This is a genomic window from Pseudomonas entomophila, assembly GCF_023277925.1.
Classification (GTDB): domain Bacteria; phylum Pseudomonadota; class Gammaproteobacteria; order Pseudomonadales; family Pseudomonadaceae; genus Aquipseudomonas; species Aquipseudomonas entomophila_D.
The window spans coordinates 5,510,502-5,526,389 of sequence record NZ_CP063832.1 but is presented as its reverse complement, the minus strand read 5'-3'; the positions used below and the strand labels follow the sequence as shown (position 1 = coordinate 5,526,389).

Here is a 15,888-nt window from a genome sequence, read left to right as displayed (position 1 = left end):
CGTAGTGGATGGCGCATGTGCGCCGGCGAACAAGGTATTAAGCCCCTGCCATGAAACCATCGCTCGTCCTAAAAATGGGCCAGCAACTGACGATGACCCCGCAGTTGCAACAGGCCATCCGTCTGCTTCAGCTCTCCACCCTGGACCTTCAGCAGGAAATCCAGGAAGCGCTGGAATCCAACCCGATGCTCGAACGTCAGGAAGACGGCGACGACTTCGACAACAGCGACCCGATGGCGGACAACGCCGAGAACAAACCGGCCGCCGAAGTCCAGGACAACAGTTTCCAGGAAACCACCAGCAGCAGCGCGGAAACCCTGGAAGATGGCGAATGGGCCGAACGAATCCCCAACGAGCTGCCGGTCGACACGGCCTGGGAAGACATCTACCAGACCAGCGCCAGCAGCCTCCCCAGCAATGACGACGACGAGTGGGACTTCACCACCCGTACCTCGGTCGGCGAGAGCCTGCAAAGCCACCTGTTGTGGCAGCTGAACCTGGCGCCGATGTCCGACACCGACCGCCTGATCGCAGTCACCCTGATCGACAGTATCAACGAGCAAGGCTATCTCGAAGATACGCTCGACGAGATCTGCGCCGGCTTCGACCCGGAGCTCGATATCGAGCTGGATGAGGTCGAGGCGGTATTGCACCGCATCCAGCAGTTCGAACCCGCCGGCATCGGCGCCCGATCGCTGGGTGAGTGCCTGCTGCTGCAATTGCGCCAGCTGCCGGCCTCGACACCCTGGATGAGCGAAGCTCAGCGCCTGGTCACCGACTTCATCGACCTGCTCGGTAGCCGTGACTACAGCCAGCTGATGCGCCGCATGAAGCTCAAGGAAGACGAACTGCGCCAGGTCATCGAACTGGTGCAGACACTCAACCCGCGCCCCGGCTCGCAGATCGAGTCCAGCGAGCCTGAATACGTGGTTCCGGACGTCATCGTGCGCAAGGACAGCGAGCGCTGGCTGGTCGAGCTCAACCAGGAAGCTATCCCGCGCCTGCGCGTCAACCCGCAGTACGCCGGGTTCGTCCGCCGCGCCGACACCAGCGCCGACAACACCTTCATGCGCAACCAGTTGCAGGAGGCACGCTGGTTCATCAAGAGCCTGCAAAGCCGCAATGAGACACTGATGAAGGTGGCAACGCAGATCGTCGAGCATCAGCGCGGCTTCCTCGACCATGGCGACGAGGCCATGAAGCCCCTGGTGCTGCATGACATTGCCGAAGCCGTGGGCATGCACGAGTCGACCATTTCCCGGGTCACCACCCAGAAGTACATGCACACGCCGCGTGGCATCTACGAACTGAAATACTTTTTCTCGAGCCACGTGAGCACCGCTGAAGGCGGCGAATGCTCGTCCACGGCGATCCGCGCGATCATCAAGAAACTGGTGGCGGCGGAAAATCAGAAAAAGCCATTGAGTGACAGCAAGATCGCTGGTTTACTGGAGGCACAAGGCATCCAGGTAGCCCGTCGCACCGTCGCCAAGTACCGCGAGTCGTTGGGAATCGCCCCATCGAGCGAGCGCAAGCGACTGATGTAGCCCCGGGATGTGCCACAGCGTTTCAGTGGCAGGTGCAATACCTGCCTCTTTATGCACGGGCAACAAAGGAGAAGCTGTATGCAAGTCAACATCAGTGGACAGCATGTAGAAGTCACCCAACCACTGCGCGATTACGTGCTTGAAAAGCTCGCCCGGGTGGAGGGTCATTTCGACAAGATCACCAACGCAACGGTGATCATGAAAGTCGAGAAACTACAGCAGAAGGTTGAAGCCACACTCCAGATACCCGGTGGCGAAGTGGTCGCCAACGCCGAACACCAAGACATGTATGCAGCGATCGACGCCCTGGCAGACAAGCTCGACCGCCAACTGAAAAAACACAAGGAAAAACAGCAAAGCCTGCTGCAAGGTGCAGCCGCCCGCTGATCCCCTCATCCATGATCCGACTTGAAACCATCCTGACCCCCGGCCGTTCCCTCGTGAACGTGCCGGGCGGCAGTAAAAAGCGCGCTCTTCAGGAAATCGCCACGCTTATTAATCGGGAAGTACCCGACCTGGCGATGCAAGACGTCTTCGACAAGCTGGTCGCCCGCGAAAAACTGGGCTCCACAGGCTTTGGAAATGGCATCGCCATTCCCCACTGCCGCCTCGAAGGCTGCACCGCGCCAGTGAGCGCCCTGCTGCAACTGGACGCTCCCATCGATTACGACGCCATCGACGGCGCCCCGGTCGACCTGATGTTCGTCTTGCTGGTTCCGGAAGCCGCCACCGATGCTCACCTTGAACTGCTGCGCCAGATCGCCAGCATGCTCGATCGCAAGGAAGTTCGCGATCGCCTGCGCGGCGCCGCCAGCAACGAGGCTCTGTACCAGGTAGTCCTGGACGTGCAGAACGAGGCCTGACCATGCGCCTGATCATCGTCAGCGGCCGCTCCGGCTCCGGCAAGAGCACCGCCCTCGACGTGCTGGAAGACAACGGTTACTACTGCATCGACAACCTGCCCGCCGGGTTGTTGCCGCAGTTGGCGGAAAACGCCTTGATCAACACCGAGTTGCAGCAACCCAAGGTGGCTGTCTCGATCGATGCACGCAACCTGCCTAGCCACCTCACCCGTTTCCCGGAACTGCTGGAGGAAGCGCGGAGCCGGCACATCCAGTGCGATGTGCTCTATCTGGACGCTGACGAAGACACGTTGCTCAAGCGTTTTTCCGAAACCCGCCGTCGCCACCCGCTGACCAACGCCAATCGCTCACTGGCCGAGGCGATTCGAGTGGAGAGTGAGCTGCTTGGGCCAATCGCGGATCTCGCCGACCTGAAGATCGACACCACCAGCCTGAACCTCTATCAGCTGCGCGACTCGATCAAGCTGCGCCTGCTCAACCAGCCGGAACCCGGTACCGCATTCCTCGTCGAGTCGTTCGGTTTCAAGCGCGGCATGCCGGTTGACGCCGACCTGGTGTTCGATGTGCGCTGCCTGCCCAACCCTTACTGGAAACCGGAACTTCGCGAGCATTCCGGGCTCGAACAGCCGGTGATCGACTATCTGGCCGCGCAGCCGGATGTCGAGGAGATGTTCCAGGACATCTCCAGCTACCTGCTTAAGTGGTTGCCGCGCTTCGCCGCCAGCAACCGCGCCTATGTCACCATCGCCATCGGCTGCACTGGCGGCCACCATCGCTCGGTGTACATCACTGAACGGCTGGGCCAGTTGCTCCAGCAATCCCTGAAAAACGTCCAGGTCCGCCACCGCGACCTCTAGCCCACAGGATCCGCACCACGATGCCCGCCCGCGAAATCACCATCATCAACAAGCTGGGCCTGCACGCCCGGGCGGCCGCCAAGTTCGTCGGCGTGGCCGGGCGCTTTCCCTGCCAGGTGCGCGTCGGGCGCGCACCGGACAAACTGGTGGATGGCAAGAGCATCATGGCCGTGATGATGCTGGCGGCCGGCAAGGGCACCCAGGTGCACCTGGCCACCGAAGGCGAGCAGGACAACGACGCCATGGACGCGCTGGTGGCGCTGATCAACAACTTCTTCGACGAAGGTGAGTGAAGGCCTCTGCAGGAGCGGCTTTAGCCGCGATGCAGGCAACGCGGTATCTGGCACCCGCTTCGCGGGTGGTCGCGGCTAAAGCCGCTCCTACAGAGGTTGTGCCACATCAGCGGGGGCGGACGCTTCACGTCATCGCCGTATCCATCACCATCATCAGGCAGAACCCGACACACAGCCCCAGGCTCGCCAACCGGTGATGCCCGTTGCTGCGTGACTCCGGGATGATTTCCTGGGTGACCACCAGCAGCATCGCCCCCGCCGCACAGGCAAGCCCCAATGGCAGCAGCAACTCGGCGACATTCACCAGCCAGGCGCAGATCACTGCGGCCAGCGGCTCGACCAACCCGGACGCGGCGCCGATCAGGAAGGCCTTGAAACGCGGCATGCCCGCCCCCGCCAACACCAGGGCGATCACCAACCCTTCCGGTACATCCTGCAGCGCAATGCCCATGGCCAGGCTGTCTGCATCGGGCATGCCGCCCCCCGCGGAAACACCAATGGCCATGCCCTCGGGAATGTTGTGGGCAATGATGGCGATGACGAACAGCCAGATCCGGGCGGCAATCACCGGCTGCTGTTCGGTACCAACCAATGCCTCCGGCGAGGCCCCGGAAACCTTCAGGTCGACCAGGAACAGGCACAGCGCCCCGAACAGCAAGCCACTGCTGATCAGCCCACCCGCCCCCCACGGGCTGAAACCGACCGCCTGGGCGGCGTCCAACCCAGGAATGATCAGGGAAAACGCCGTGGCCGCCAGCATCACCCCCGCGCCAAAGCCCAGTAGCGTGTCGGCCAATGCCACCGGCATGTTGCGAATGACCAACACCGGTACCGCGCCCAGAGCTGTCCCCAATGCGCACAGTGCTCCACCCTCCAGGGCGCGCAACATGCGTGGTTCCAGCTCCAACCAGGCAATGCCACGGGCCGCGAGCAACGCCGCGCCAACCAGCAACAGCAAGGTCCCCAACGCCAGGCGGAACAGGCGCACACTGCTGACAGACAACACCTGCGAGCGCATACCGGCCCAACTCACTGCAAGGCTTCGAGGTAGCGACGTTCCACTTCGGACCAGTCGACCACGTTATAGAAAGCACCGATGTACTCCGGGCGGCGGTTCTGGTACTTCAGGTAATAGGCGTGCTCCCACACATCCAGGCCGAGGATCGGCGTATTGCCATGCATCAGCGGGCTGTCCTGGTTGCCACTGCTCTCCACCACCAGCGTGTTCTGCGGCGTGACGCTGAGCCAGGCCCAACCGCTGCCGAAACGGGTCAGCGCAGCCTTGGTGAACGCCTCTTTGAACGCGTCGAAGCCACCGAGCTGAGCATCGATGGCCTTTGCTACCTGCCCTTGGGGTTGTCCGCCACCCTTGGGCGACATGACCGTCCAGAACAGGCTGTGGTTGGCATGGCCACCGCCTTGGTTGACCACCGCGCCCTGCAGCTTCTCGGGCAATTGCCTGACCGCTGCGACCAATTGCTCCACCGGCCATTCGGCCCACTCGGTGCCCTCGAGGGCGGCATTGAGGTTGTTGATGTAGGTCTGGTGGTGCTTGCTGTGGTGGACCTCCATGGTCGGGGTGTCGATGTGCGGTTCCAGTGCATCGTAGGCGTAAGGCAATGCAGGCAAGGTGTGGGGCATATCAGTGAATTCCGTAGGCTGTTGTGCTGTGGGTGGTGCCCGCTTGCGCGACCAGCTCGCTGGCCGTCGGCGCCTGCCGATGGAGCAGCCGTTCGGTACGCGGGTACTGCCCGTAGTCGGCAATGAAACTCAGCAGTTCGGTGTAGGTCCGCCCACTGTGGCGCAACGCGGCATCGCGCAGCGCCTGGGGCAGGCGTTGCTCCTGGCTGGCCTGGAGCAGCCGCTGGTGGGCGGCGCACAGGTAGTCGGCGCTTTCGTGCGGCTGATTCAAGCGCAGGTGCAGGTCGGCCAGGTTGTGGTGGGCGATGACCAGCACGGCCACCGCCTCGTCGACGTCATGCCAGCGCTCGAACAGCACCTGGGCCAACGCCAGCGCCTGCAGGTAGTATTCCCGTGCATCGACCAGCTCACCCCGTTCGAATAGGTGGTTGGCGGTTTGCGTGGTGCGTCTCCAGTGCTGCATGACGTGCCTCCTGGGCTCAGATGCCGCCAGCGGTGAGTTTTTCCGGGTCCAGTAGCGCTTCGAGCTGATCGCGCGACAGGTCGGTGTGCTCCAGTGCCACATCGATGATCGGGCGGCCCTGCTTGTAGGCGGTCTTGGCGATCTCGGCGGCCTTGAGGTAGCCGATGATCGGGTTCAGCGCAGTGACCAGGATCGGGTTGCGCGACAACGCTTCCTTGAGCTTGCCTTCGTTGACCTTGAAGGTGGCGATGGCCTTGTCGGCCAGCAGGCGGCTGGCGTTGGCCATCAGTTCGATGCTTTCCAACAAGTTGCGGGCGATCACCGGCAGCATCACGTTCAGCTCGAAGTTGCCCGACTGCCCCGCCACGGCGATGGTGGCGTCGTTGCCGATGACCTGCGCGGCGACCATGGCGGTAGCCTCTGGAATCACCGGGTTGACCTTGCCGGGCATGATCGAGGAGCCCGGCTGCAGGCCCTGCAGCTCGATTTCACCCAGGCCGGCCAGCGGGCCGGAGTTCATCCAGCGCAGGTCGTTGGCGATCTTCATCAGCGCCACGGCGGTGGTCTTCAGCTGGCCCGACAGTGCCACGGCAGTGTCCTGGGAACCGATCAGGGCGAACAGGTTCTGGCCCGGCGTGAACTCGACCTTGGTCAACCCGCTCAACTGACGGGCAAAGCCTGCTGCGAATTGTGGGTGCGCGTTGATCCCGGTCCCCACCGCAGTGCCGCCTTGGGCCAGGGCCTGCAGGCTCGGCAGGGTGGATTCGATATGTGCCTGGGCGCCCTTGATCTGCGCGGCCCAACCACCGAGCACCTGGCTCATGCGCACCGGCATGGCGTCCATCAGGTGGGTGCGGCCGGTCTTCACGTACTGATGCACCTCGACGGCTTTGGCATCGATCACCTGAACCAGGTGACGCAGGGCGGGCAGCAACTGTTCGTGCAAAGCCAGCGCGGCGCTGACATGAATGGTGGTGGGGATGATGTCGTTGCTGCTCTGGCCGCAGTTGACGTGGTCGTTGGCATTGACCGGTTCGCCCAGCACACGGCTGGCCAGGGTCGCGATCACTTCGTTGGCGTTCATGTTCGAACTGGTGCCGGAGCCGGTCTGGAACACATCCACCGGGAAATGCCGAATGAAGTCCTCGGCCAACAGTTGCTCCACCGCCTTGACGATCGCACCGCCCTGCCCTGCGCTCAGTTGCGCCAACTCGATGTTGGCCTTGGCTGCCGCAGCCTTGGCCAGCAGCAGTGCGCGGATGAACTGCGCCGGCATCGGCTGGCCGCTGATCGGGAAGTTGTCGACCGCGCGCTGGGTTTGGGCACCATACAGGGCCTGGGCCGGCACCTGCAGTTCACCCATGCTGTCGCGTTCGATACGGGTATCACTCATCTTCAAGTCCTTGCATCAGTTCTTCGGGAGAGATCGACGGCAGCAGCACGCAATTGGCGAGCTGCATTGCGTAGGGTTGCCAGCGCTGGTTGTGTTCGCGGCGGTCGAGGTTGCGCAAGTCCAGCAGTGGCCTCCAGGCCTGGTCCAGGCACAGGCAGCGCCAATGCCAGGGCAGCATGCGGTCGCAGGCGGTATCCAGCAGCAGGCGCAAAGAGGTCAGCGCCACGGTCCAGGGCGAGGTTTCGGTGCAGCACACCAGGTAGCGGCCTTCGGCCAGGTAGTGCTCGATCAGGCGCGGTTCGTCAGGCTCGAGGGCGCAGCGGATACGCCGGCTGAGCCAGCGCCAGTTTTCCAGGTAGGGCAGCTCGTGAAGAACGGATTTCATGAACATCATCGCCAGGTGACTTGGTAATGATATTCATTATTAGTTGATAATCATAATCACTTCAAGCCTGGCAATGGGTAAAATAAACCCGGCGCTATGGCCGGGTCATTTGCAAGGCATGGTGGATAGTGGCGCGGGAGCGGGATTGCCCCGCGATCGTTCGAGGCCCATTGCGGGTCAAGCCCGCTCCCACGCAACCCTATCGGTCAACTGCCTGCGATGGTCATTCGCTCGATCAACACCGAACCACTATGGATGTTGCTACGGGTTTCGATATCGCGACCAATCGCTACGATCTGCTGGAACATATCCTTCATATTGCCGGCGATGGTCACTTCCTGGACCGGGAACTGGATCTCGCCATTCTCGACCCAGAAGCCCGCCGCGCCCCGGGAGTAATCCCCTGTGACCATGTTCAGGCCATGCCCCATCAACTCGGTCACCAACAGGCCACGCCCCATACGGCGGATCAACGCAGCCTGGTCCTCTACGCCATGGGTGACGAACAAGTTGTGCACACCGCCCGAATTCGCGGTGCTCGGCAACTTGAGCTTGCGCCCGGAGTAAGTGCCCAGGATGTACGAAACCAGCTCACCCTTGTCGACGAACGGTTTGGCATAGGTGGCCAGACCATCCCCGTCGAATGCTGCGCTACCGAGTGCACGCGGGATGTGCGGGCGCTCGTCGAGGGTCAACCAGGTGGGGAACAGGCGCTGGCCGATAGTGCCTTCGAGGAACGACGACTTACGGTACAGGTTGCCGCCGGAAATCGCCGAGAGGAAGCTGCCGAACAGGCCGCCAGCCAGTTCCGCCGAGAACAGCACCGGCACCTCGCAGGTCGGTACAGGACGCGCGCCCAGGCGGCTGGCCGCACGCTGAGCCGCGCGCTGGCCGATGCTGCGCGGGTCGGCCAGCAGCTGGCCCTGGCGATTGACGTCGTACCAGTAGTCACGCTGCATCTGGCCGTCGCTCTCGGCGATCATCACGCAGCTCAAGCTGTGGCGTGTGGAAGCGTAACCGCCGATGAATCCGTGGCTGTTACCGTAAACCCGCACGCCCTGGTGGGTATTGAGGGTGGTACCGTCGGCGTTTTTGATGCGTGTGTCTGCGTCGAAGGCAGCCGCCTCGCACGCCAGCGCCATCTCGATGGCCTTTTCAGGCTCGATGTCCCAGTCGTGGTAGAGGTCGAGATCCGGAATGTCACGTGCCATCAGTGCCGCATCAGCAAGGCCCGAGCACTCATCCTCGGAGGTATGCTTGGCGATCGCCAGTGCCGCCGCGACCGTTTCACGGATGGCATCGGGGCCGCTGGCCGAGGTGCTGGCCGAGCCTTTGCGCTGGCCGACATAGAGGGTGATGCCAAAGCCCTGGTCGCGATTGAACTCGACGGTTTCGACCTCGCGCTGGCGCACCGTGGTGGACAGGCCCTGCTCCAGCGAAACCGCCACTTCGCAGGCACTGGCCCCCTGGCGACGTGCCTCGGCGACGATCGCTTCGACCTGTTCCTGCAACGCCGGCAGGTCCTTGGGGCCTACGCTCTGGACTGCACTCATGGTTCTCTCCACTGAAAATTCTGCGTACGGCTAGGGTCATTCTACGACCGGGCCGGACAAGCGGCCCCCGACTGGTTATCATGGCGGCGATTTCCTGCGGACTGCCCCCATGGTTGATTCTTACGACGACGCCTTCGATGGCGAAAAAAGCAAAACCCAGATCAAGCGTGAGCTGCATGCGCTGGTCGAACTCGGTGAGCGCCTCACCACCCTCAAGGCCGACACTCTCGCGCGCCTGCCGCTGACCGACGAGTTGCGCAAGGCCCTGGACGAGGCCTCCCGGCACACCGCCCATGGCGCCCGCAAACGCCACATGTCGTTCGTCGGCAAGCTGATGCGCGTCCAGGACCTCGACGCCATCCACGCAGTGCTTGAGCAGATCGACAGCTCCAGCCGCCAGTACAACGAGCGCTTCCACGGCCTCGAGCGCTGGCGCGACCGGCTGATCGACGGTAACGACGAAGACCTCGAACGCTTCGTCAACGAGTTCCCCGACACCGACCGCCAGCACCTGCGCTCGCTGATACGTCATGCCCAGCACGAGAAGGCGCGGAACAAACCGCCTGCCGCCGCGCGCAAAGTGTTCAAGTACATCCGCGACCTCGACGAGTCCCAGCGCGGCCTTCGTTGAGGCCATCGCGGGGCACCCCCGCTCCCACGACAAGCATCAATCGTGGGAGCGGGCTTGCCCCGTGATCGTTCATCAAGCGCCAGTACCACCCACGGTAATCGCATCCAGCTTCAGGGTCGGCTGGCCAACCCCCACCGGCACCGACTGCCCATCCTTCCCACAAGTGCCCACGCCGCTGTCCAGCGCCAGGTCGTTGCCGACCATCGACACGCCACGCATCGCTTCCGGACCATTGCCGATCAGCGTCGCCCCCTTCACCGGTGCGGTGATCTTGCCGTCCTCGATCAGGTAGGCCTCGCTGGTGGAAAACACGAACTTGCCGCTGGTGATGTCCACCTGGCCACCGCCGAGGTTGGCGCAGTAGATGCCCTTCTTCACCGACGCGATGATTTCCTGCGGGTCGCTGTCGCCGGCGCGCATGTAGGTGTTGGTCATGCGTGGCATCGGCAGGTGGGCGTAGGACTCGCGGCGGCCGTTGCCGGTGACTGCCATGCCCATCAAGCGCGCGTTGAGCTTGTCCTGCATGTAGCCCTTGAGCACGCCGTTCTCGATCAACGTGGTGCACTCGGTCGGCGTGCCTTCGTCATCGACACTGAGCGAGCCGCGACGGCCTTCCAGGGTTCCGTCGTCGACGATGGTGCACAGTTTCGAGGCCACTTGCTCACCGATTCGCCCACTGAACGCCGAACTGCCCTTGCGGTTGAAGTCGCCTTCCAGGCCGTGACCGACCGCTTCATGCAGCAACACGCCGGACCAACCTGAGCCGAGCACCACAGGCAATGTGCCGGCCGGCGCCGGAATCGCCTCGAGGTTGACCAGTGCCTGGCGCAACGCTTCACGGGCATAGCCCATGACCCGCTCTTCGGTGAAGAAGCGATAGTCGGTACGCCCGCCGCCACCCTGCCCGCCGCGCTCGCGGCGACCGTTCTGCTCGACGATCACGCTGACATTGAAGCGCACCAGCGGGCGCACATCAGCGGCCAGGCTGCCATCGGCAGCGGCCACCAGGATGCGCTCCCAGACCCCGGCCATGCTCACGCTGACCTGCTGGATGCGAGGGTCGAGCGCGCGGGTGGCGGCGTCAACGCGCTTGAGCAGCTCGACCTTCTCGGCGCGGGTGAGTACATCCAGGGGGTTGTCAGGCGCGTACAAGGCGGTCACGTCCTGACTGCGGAAGGCCTGTACCTTGCCATTCTGCCCGGCGCGCGAGATCGAACGGGCGGCACGCACCGCCGAGGTAAGCGCCTCGAGGTTGATCGCATTGCTGTATGCAAAGCCGGTCTTCTCGCCGGACTGGGCACGCACACCCACGCCCTGGTCGAGGTTGAAGCTGCCTTCCTTGACGATGCCGTCTTCCAGCGCCCAGGTTTCCGAGATCTGGCCCTGAAAATACAGGTCGGCGGCGTCGATGCCGGGGCCGGCCAACTCGCCCAGCACCGTCTGCAGGCTGTCGAGGGTCAAGCCGCCCGGGGCCAGGAGTTGCTCGCTGACGGTGGATAACATCTGGCTCATAGTCACTCCGAGGTGTGCGCAGGCCGCAAGGCGTCCTGCGAGAAAAAGCGCCGATGGCTGACCACCGGCATGCGCGCCCGGATGGACGCTTGTTCTTCGCTGTCGCGCGTGGCCAGCAGTACTGCCTCACCCCGCGCCTGTTGCGCGACAATCCGCCCCCAAGGGTCGACGATCGCCGCCTGGCCGTGGGTCTCCCGCGGCCCCGGATGCATACCGCCCTGGGCGGCCGCCAGCACGTAGCACTGGGTTTCGATGGCCCGTGCGCGGATCAGGACTTCCCAGTGCGCCGCGCCAGTCACCGCGGTGAACGCCGCCGGTGCGCTGATCAGCTCAGCCCCGGCGGCGCGCAAGGCGCTGTACAGCTCGGGGAAGCGCAAGTCGTAGCATACCGACAAGCCGAGACGCCCGACCGGCGTATCTGCTACCACCACCCGGTCACCGTGGGCGTAGTCATCGGATTCACGGTAGCGGCCACGGTTGTCGGCCACGTCCACATCGAACAGGTGCAGCTTGTCGTAACGCGCGGCAATCTCGCCATGCTCGTCGACCAGCAGCGAACAGGCATGGGCCTTGTGCTCCGGCCGGCTGACCGGCGGCAGTGGCAAGGTGCCGGCGACAATCCATAACTTGAGGTCGCGGGCCGCCTGTTTCAACCAGGGCAGGATCGGCCCTTCGCCGAGTGCCTCGGCGCGGCCGATGGCGCAGGCGTCACGCCGCCCCATGGCGGCGAAGTTCTCTGGCAGCACGGCCAGGCGCGCACCACCGGCCGCGGCCTGTTCGAGCAAGGCCCGGGCGCGTTGCAGATTGACCAGGATATCGTCCTGGCTGACCATCTGGATCACTGCTGAAGTCATGCCCACCCCTGCCATTACTTGTCGAATGGTTTCACAAACGTGATTTTAGGCTCTTTCACCGGCCCTTCTACGCGGTAGTGCACGCTGGCGAAACGTGCCACGCGGTCGCCAATCAGGCGGTCGACCAGGAACAACGCGCCACCGACGGCCGGCGCGCCGATGATCAGCGCTGCCAGCGGCAGGTTGTTGGTCACCGGCAGGGTCACCAACAGGTTGGCATCGACCCGGTCGCGGACGAAGTCCAGCGTGCCGTCGAGCTCGAAGTTGCTCGACGGCCCCGTCACGGTAATCGGCTCGCGGGTCACGTAGACCCCCTCGCTGGCCACCAGCAGGCCCTTGACCCGGTCGTAAGCCAGGCCCTTGCTGAACAAGTCGGAGAAGTCCAGGCGCAGGCGGCGCCCGATGGAGTTGAAGTTGAGCAGCCCGAACACCCGCAGGGCCTGGGCGCTGCCCTCGACCTCGACGAACTGGCCGGTGCGCAAAGCGGCGTCGAGGCTGCCGGAATAACGATTGAGGCTGACCCAGGCCGGCGACCCCGGCCAGCGGCCATCGACATCCATACGGAAATCCCGGCTGGTGACGGTGGGGGCGAAGCCCCAGGCCTTGAGCACGTCGGCCAGGTTCTTGCCGTCCAGGCGGCCCTTGTACCAGCTTGAGGTACTGCCGGGCTCGCCTTCCCAACCGCCACTGCCATCGATATGCAGCCCCTTGAGGTCCAGGTCGATATCGGCCAGGGCCAGGCCACGCGACGCCTGGCGCAATTTCACCGAGGCACTGCCGAACAGGTCGTCGCCGCGGTACATCTTGTCGATGCTCAGGTCCAGCGGCGGCACTTTGCGCGGGTCGACGCCGGCCAGTGGATCAGGAGCGCTTTGCGCCTGCTCCTCCGTCGTCGGGTTGGCGGGCGGCAGGCGCAAGGTCTGCAAGCGGATGGTCATCGGCGTGGCCTTGGCATCGGGAATGCGCGCATTGCCGATGACTTCCTTGCTGTCCAGGCGCAGGTTCCAGGCCTGGCCGCCACGCGTCAGGCGCACGACCGCCTGGTTGAGGTCCATGCCAAAGGCCTTGAGCTGGCCGATGCTCAGGTCGACGCCCTGCAGGTTCTGTCGCGCACTGCCGCCTGGGTCCTGCCCGGCGAAACGCTCCATCTGCTGCTGCCAGGGTGCAAGCTCCAGTGTCTCCAGGTGCCCACGCACACGCAGGCCCTGGCCACTCGGCACGCTGGTTTCACCGGCCCCCAACAGCAACTCGCCACGCCCCTGGGCCAGTTTGTCGGCGGGGGCGACGTATGTGAAGCGCGCCAGGTCGGCATAGCCGGCATCGATACGCCGTTCGGGGCCTTGCAGGGTGAGGCTGAGACGGCTGTCGCGGGTGTCTGCGGCGGCCTTGCCGAAGGGGGCTGGGAGATTGATGGCCAGGCCTTTGAGCGATGAATTGACAGTGATCCGGTTGTCACGCCTTCCAAGCATCACCTGCAACTGGTAGGGCAGATCGCCCGAAGCCGGCAGTGCTTGCTGGAAGTTCAGCCAATCGGTCAAGGCCTTGAGGCCGACCTGGCCGCTGGCGCTGATACGCGTCTGGATCTGCCCGCCCTGCCCTTCGGCGGCAATGTGTGCGGTGACCGGCTTGCCGAAGGCCTGCAAGGTGATGCCCTTGCCACTGAGCCCCTTGTCGAAATCGAAGCTGAAATCACCCTTCAGGCGGTTCAGCTCCAGGCTCGGTGACGCGACCTTCAGGGTCGCGTCGGCGGTCGAGAAATCCACCAGCACCTTGGGTCGCTGCCCGTGGGTCAGGGGAATATCAAGCTTGACCTTGCCTTGGAGCGGCCCCTCGCCTTCCCAACCGGCGAAAATCTCCCCCGTGCCGATGGGCGCTTCTTTGAGGATCTTCAGGCCATCGCCGAGGCTGCCATCGAAGTCGCCATCGAGATACAGGTGGCTGTGCTGGTCGCCCTCGACATGGGGAATGTCGACGCTCACGTCGCTGACCTTGGTGCCGAGCAGCAGCCCTTGCCGGGCCTTGATCCGCACCCCGGTGTCCTCGATGAACACGTCGCCCTCGACCTGCTGCACCTGGGGCCAGCCCGGCTGGAAGTCCAGGGCCGCGTCGTGCACTTTGAAGAACAGGCTGATATCGCGGGCATGGGGTGGCGCACCATGGTTCAGCGAACCCTGGTACTGGAAGTAGCCTTCATCGACATTGCCCTTGACGATGGCGCTACGCAGCCATTCGTCCAGGGCCGGGCTGAGCACTTCGGGCAAGTATTTGGCGGTGTAGCGGCCATCGCCCTCGGTGAGGCCGACACGCAGGTCCATGTAGTCTTCATGGCCTGGCTGCAGGTGGATGCGGATCAGGAAGTCGGCGGCGATCTTGCCTTCATCGCCCAACACCTTGATATAGGGGGCGACCAGGGTGAAGGCGTCCTTGTCCAGCGTCCAGGTCAGCCGCGCATTGGCTTTGGGGTAATGCCAGGGTTTGCCGAAGATCGGGTACAGATGCAGCATGAATGCCTGGGTGTCCAGGCGCAGTTCACCATGCCCGAGGTCACCGCTGATCGCCCCGGTGACGTTGCCGGCAGCAGGCGCGCCGTGATAGGCGTCGAAGCCGACCTTTTCCAGATTGGCGGCGAACTGCACGCGCTGGTCACCCTCGGCCTTCGGGCGAATGTCCAGGCGCACGTTGCGTAGCGTGCCGGTCACCTTGAGGGCGTCGACCACGGTCATGAGTTTGTCGGGCAGAGGCGCCAGAGCGTCGATCAACGGGGTCAGCGGCGTCAGGTCGAGGCGATCGGCCTGGACCTGCCAGGTTTCGTCGGTGGGGTTCTGGCCTGGGCGCTGTACCAGTTGCAGGTGCGATTCCCAGCGGGTCTGGCCCAGGCTCATGGCCAGCGAGTCGACCGCCACGTCGAAACCCTGGTCCTTGCGCTGGAACCAGGCCGACAAGGCCAGGTTGTCCAGGGTCACAGCCTTGCGTTCGGCGTAGGCGCCTTTGAGTTGCGGGGCATTGAGGCGAACCATTGCCTGTTGCAGTTGCCCTTTGTTCCAGTCGACCCAGAACTCGCCGCCGGCACGCAGCCTACTGGCTTGCCACTGCCCCATCAGGCGCGGCGGTAACCAGCGCGCCCAATCACTTTGCGGCAGGCTCAGGTAGGCCTGTAGGCGCCCCTCGCGCCAGGCCTTGGCACTGGCCTGGCTGTCCAGGCTCATGGCCAGCGGCTGGCCGTCGGGCAAGGTAGCCCGCAGATCGAGGCGCTGGCGCGAGGCACCGGCCTGCAACCCCAGGCTGACATAGGTCAGGGTCAGCGGGTCACGCTGCCACGGGTGCAGGGTGACCTGGCTGTCGAACAGGTCGATGCGCCCCAACTGGCGCAGGCGCTTGAGCGCCTCGGCCGGATCGAGTGGAGCATCATCCTTGTGCGGCAGGCCCTCAAGGGCCCAAGCGCCTTGTTCGTCTTCACGCAGGATCAACTGCAAACCGGCGAGCTGGATACGCGCCAGGCGCACTTCACGCGCCTTGAGGCTGGCCCACAGGTCCGGCACCAACTTGACGTCATCCAGGCGCAGCGCTGCTGCCCCCTCGCCCAGTTGCAGGTCGCGTACCCGCAGCACAGGGGCCAGGCCACTCCAGCGCCCCTCCAGCGCACCGACATGCACCGGCAAGCCCAAGGCCTGTTCGGCCTTGAGCTCGGCATCCGCGCGGTATTCGGCGACCAGGGGTACCAGTTGTCGGCCAAGGCTGACATACAGCGCCACCAGCACTGCCAGCAGGGCGCAGATACCCAGCCCCCAACGGGTCAAGGCGCCCAGAACGCGGGTCAGACGTTCCATGGCCAAGGCCCTCCGAGTCGTCCCTTAACTATGGCCGGGGAATCGGGCTTTGCCAGCCCTCGAACAGGG

General features: G+C 64.1%; 15 protein-coding genes. 6 read left to right on the top strand and 9 right to left on the bottom strand.

The window, feature by feature from the left end; translation table 11 throughout:
- The first annotated feature begins 50 nt into the window (after nt 1–50).
- The 5 genes from IM733_RS24505 to IM733_RS24485 all read left to right on the top strand — a co-directional run bounded on the left by IM733_RS24505 (nt 51) and on the right by IM733_RS24485 (nt 3,560).
- Nucleotides 51–1,547: an RNA polymerase factor sigma-54 gene (locus IM733_RS24505; protein WP_248918840.1), complete on the top strand. Its 1,497-nt coding sequence runs from the start codon at nt 51–53 to the stop codon at nt 1,545–1,547.
- A gap of 78 nt (nt 1,548–1,625) precedes the next feature.
- Nucleotides 1,626–1,934, top strand: coding sequence for a ribosome hibernation-promoting factor, HPF/YfiA family (gene hpf, locus IM733_RS24500; protein WP_011532415.1), 309 nt, complete (start codon nt 1,626–1,628; stop codon nt 1,932–1,934).
- Nucleotides 1,935–1,945: 11 nt separating this feature from the next.
- On the top strand, nt 1,946–2,410 hold the full coding sequence (gene ptsN, locus IM733_RS24495) for a PTS IIA-like nitrogen regulatory protein PtsN (protein WP_248918839.1): 465 nt from the start codon (nt 1,946–1,948) through the stop codon (nt 2,408–2,410).
- 2 nt (nt 2,411–2,412) lie between these two features.
- Entirely contained in the window at nt 2,413–3,267 is an 855-nt protein-coding gene (gene rapZ, locus IM733_RS24490; protein ID WP_248918838.1) for an RNase adapter RapZ, read from the top strand.
- A 20-nt stretch (nt 3,268–3,287) separates the two neighbouring features.
- Complete coding sequence (locus tag IM733_RS24485; protein ID WP_011532412.1) at nt 3,288–3,560, top strand: HPr family phosphocarrier protein; 273 nt, start codon at nt 3,288–3,290, stop codon at nt 3,558–3,560.
- Between the two features lie 124 nt (nt 3,561–3,684).
- Here the strand turns inward: IM733_RS24485 and IM733_RS24480 are convergent, their stop codons facing one another.
- The 6 genes from IM733_RS24480 to pmbA form a co-directional block, all read right to left on the bottom strand.
- Nucleotides 3,685–4,578, bottom strand: a complete 894-nt coding sequence (locus IM733_RS24480) for a ZIP family metal transporter (protein WP_248921232.1) — start codon at nt 4,576–4,578, stop codon at nt 3,685–3,687.
- 11 nt (nt 4,579–4,589) lie between these two features.
- Entirely contained in the window at nt 4,590–5,201 is a 612-nt protein-coding gene (locus tag IM733_RS24475; RefSeq protein ID WP_248918837.1) for a superoxide dismutase, read from the bottom strand.
- Between the two features lies 1 nt (nt 5,202).
- Nucleotides 5,203–5,664, bottom strand: a complete 462-nt coding sequence (locus IM733_RS24470; protein WP_248918836.1) for a DUF2753 domain-containing protein — start codon at nt 5,662–5,664, stop codon at nt 5,203–5,205.
- Between the two features lie 16 nt (nt 5,665–5,680).
- A complete protein-coding gene (locus IM733_RS24465; protein WP_248918835.1) occupies nt 5,681–7,057 on the bottom strand; it encodes a class II fumarate hydratase in 1,377 nt (458 codons plus the stop codon).
- Nucleotides 7,050–7,451 (bottom strand): FagA protein, encoded by a 402-nt coding sequence (locus IM733_RS24460; RefSeq protein ID WP_248918834.1) that lies wholly within the window; start codon nt 7,449–7,451, stop codon nt 7,050–7,052. The genes IM733_RS24465 and IM733_RS24460 overlap by 8 nt, the downstream gene beginning before the upstream one ends.
- Before the next feature lie 197 nt (nt 7,452–7,648).
- Nucleotides 7,649–8,995 carry a metalloprotease PmbA gene (gene pmbA, locus IM733_RS24455; protein ID WP_248918833.1) on the bottom strand — a complete coding sequence of 449 codons (1,347 nt, stop codon included), beginning with the start codon at nt 8,993–8,995 and terminating at the stop codon, nt 7,649–7,651.
- 109 nt (nt 8,996–9,104) lie between these two features.
- Between pmbA and yjgA the strand changes: the two genes are divergently transcribed.
- A complete protein-coding gene (gene yjgA / locus IM733_RS24450) occupies nt 9,105–9,626 on the top strand; it encodes a ribosome biogenesis factor YjgA (RefSeq protein WP_248918832.1) in 522 nt (173 codons plus the stop codon).
- Nucleotides 9,627–9,698: 72 nt separating this feature from the next.
- Here yjgA and tldD read toward each other — a convergent pair whose 3' ends face one another.
- Genes tldD through IM733_RS24435 form a run of 3 tightly spaced genes read right to left on the bottom strand, consistent with a single transcriptional unit; the run spans nt 9,699 to nt 15,819 of the window.
- Nucleotides 9,699–11,138, bottom strand: coding sequence for a metalloprotease TldD (tldD, locus tag IM733_RS24445; protein ID WP_248918831.1), 1,440 nt, complete (start codon nt 11,136–11,138; stop codon nt 9,699–9,701).
- 2 nt (nt 11,139–11,140) lie between these two features.
- Nucleotides 11,141–11,992, bottom strand: coding sequence for a carbon-nitrogen hydrolase family protein (locus IM733_RS24440; RefSeq protein ID WP_248918830.1), 852 nt, complete (start codon nt 11,990–11,992; stop codon nt 11,141–11,143).
- 14 nt (nt 11,993–12,006) lie between these two features.
- Nucleotides 12,007–15,819: a YhdP family protein gene (locus IM733_RS24435; protein ID WP_248918829.1), complete on the bottom strand. Its 3,813-nt coding sequence runs from the start codon at nt 15,817–15,819 to the stop codon at nt 12,007–12,009.
- Nucleotides 15,820–15,888 lie beyond the last annotated feature (69 nt).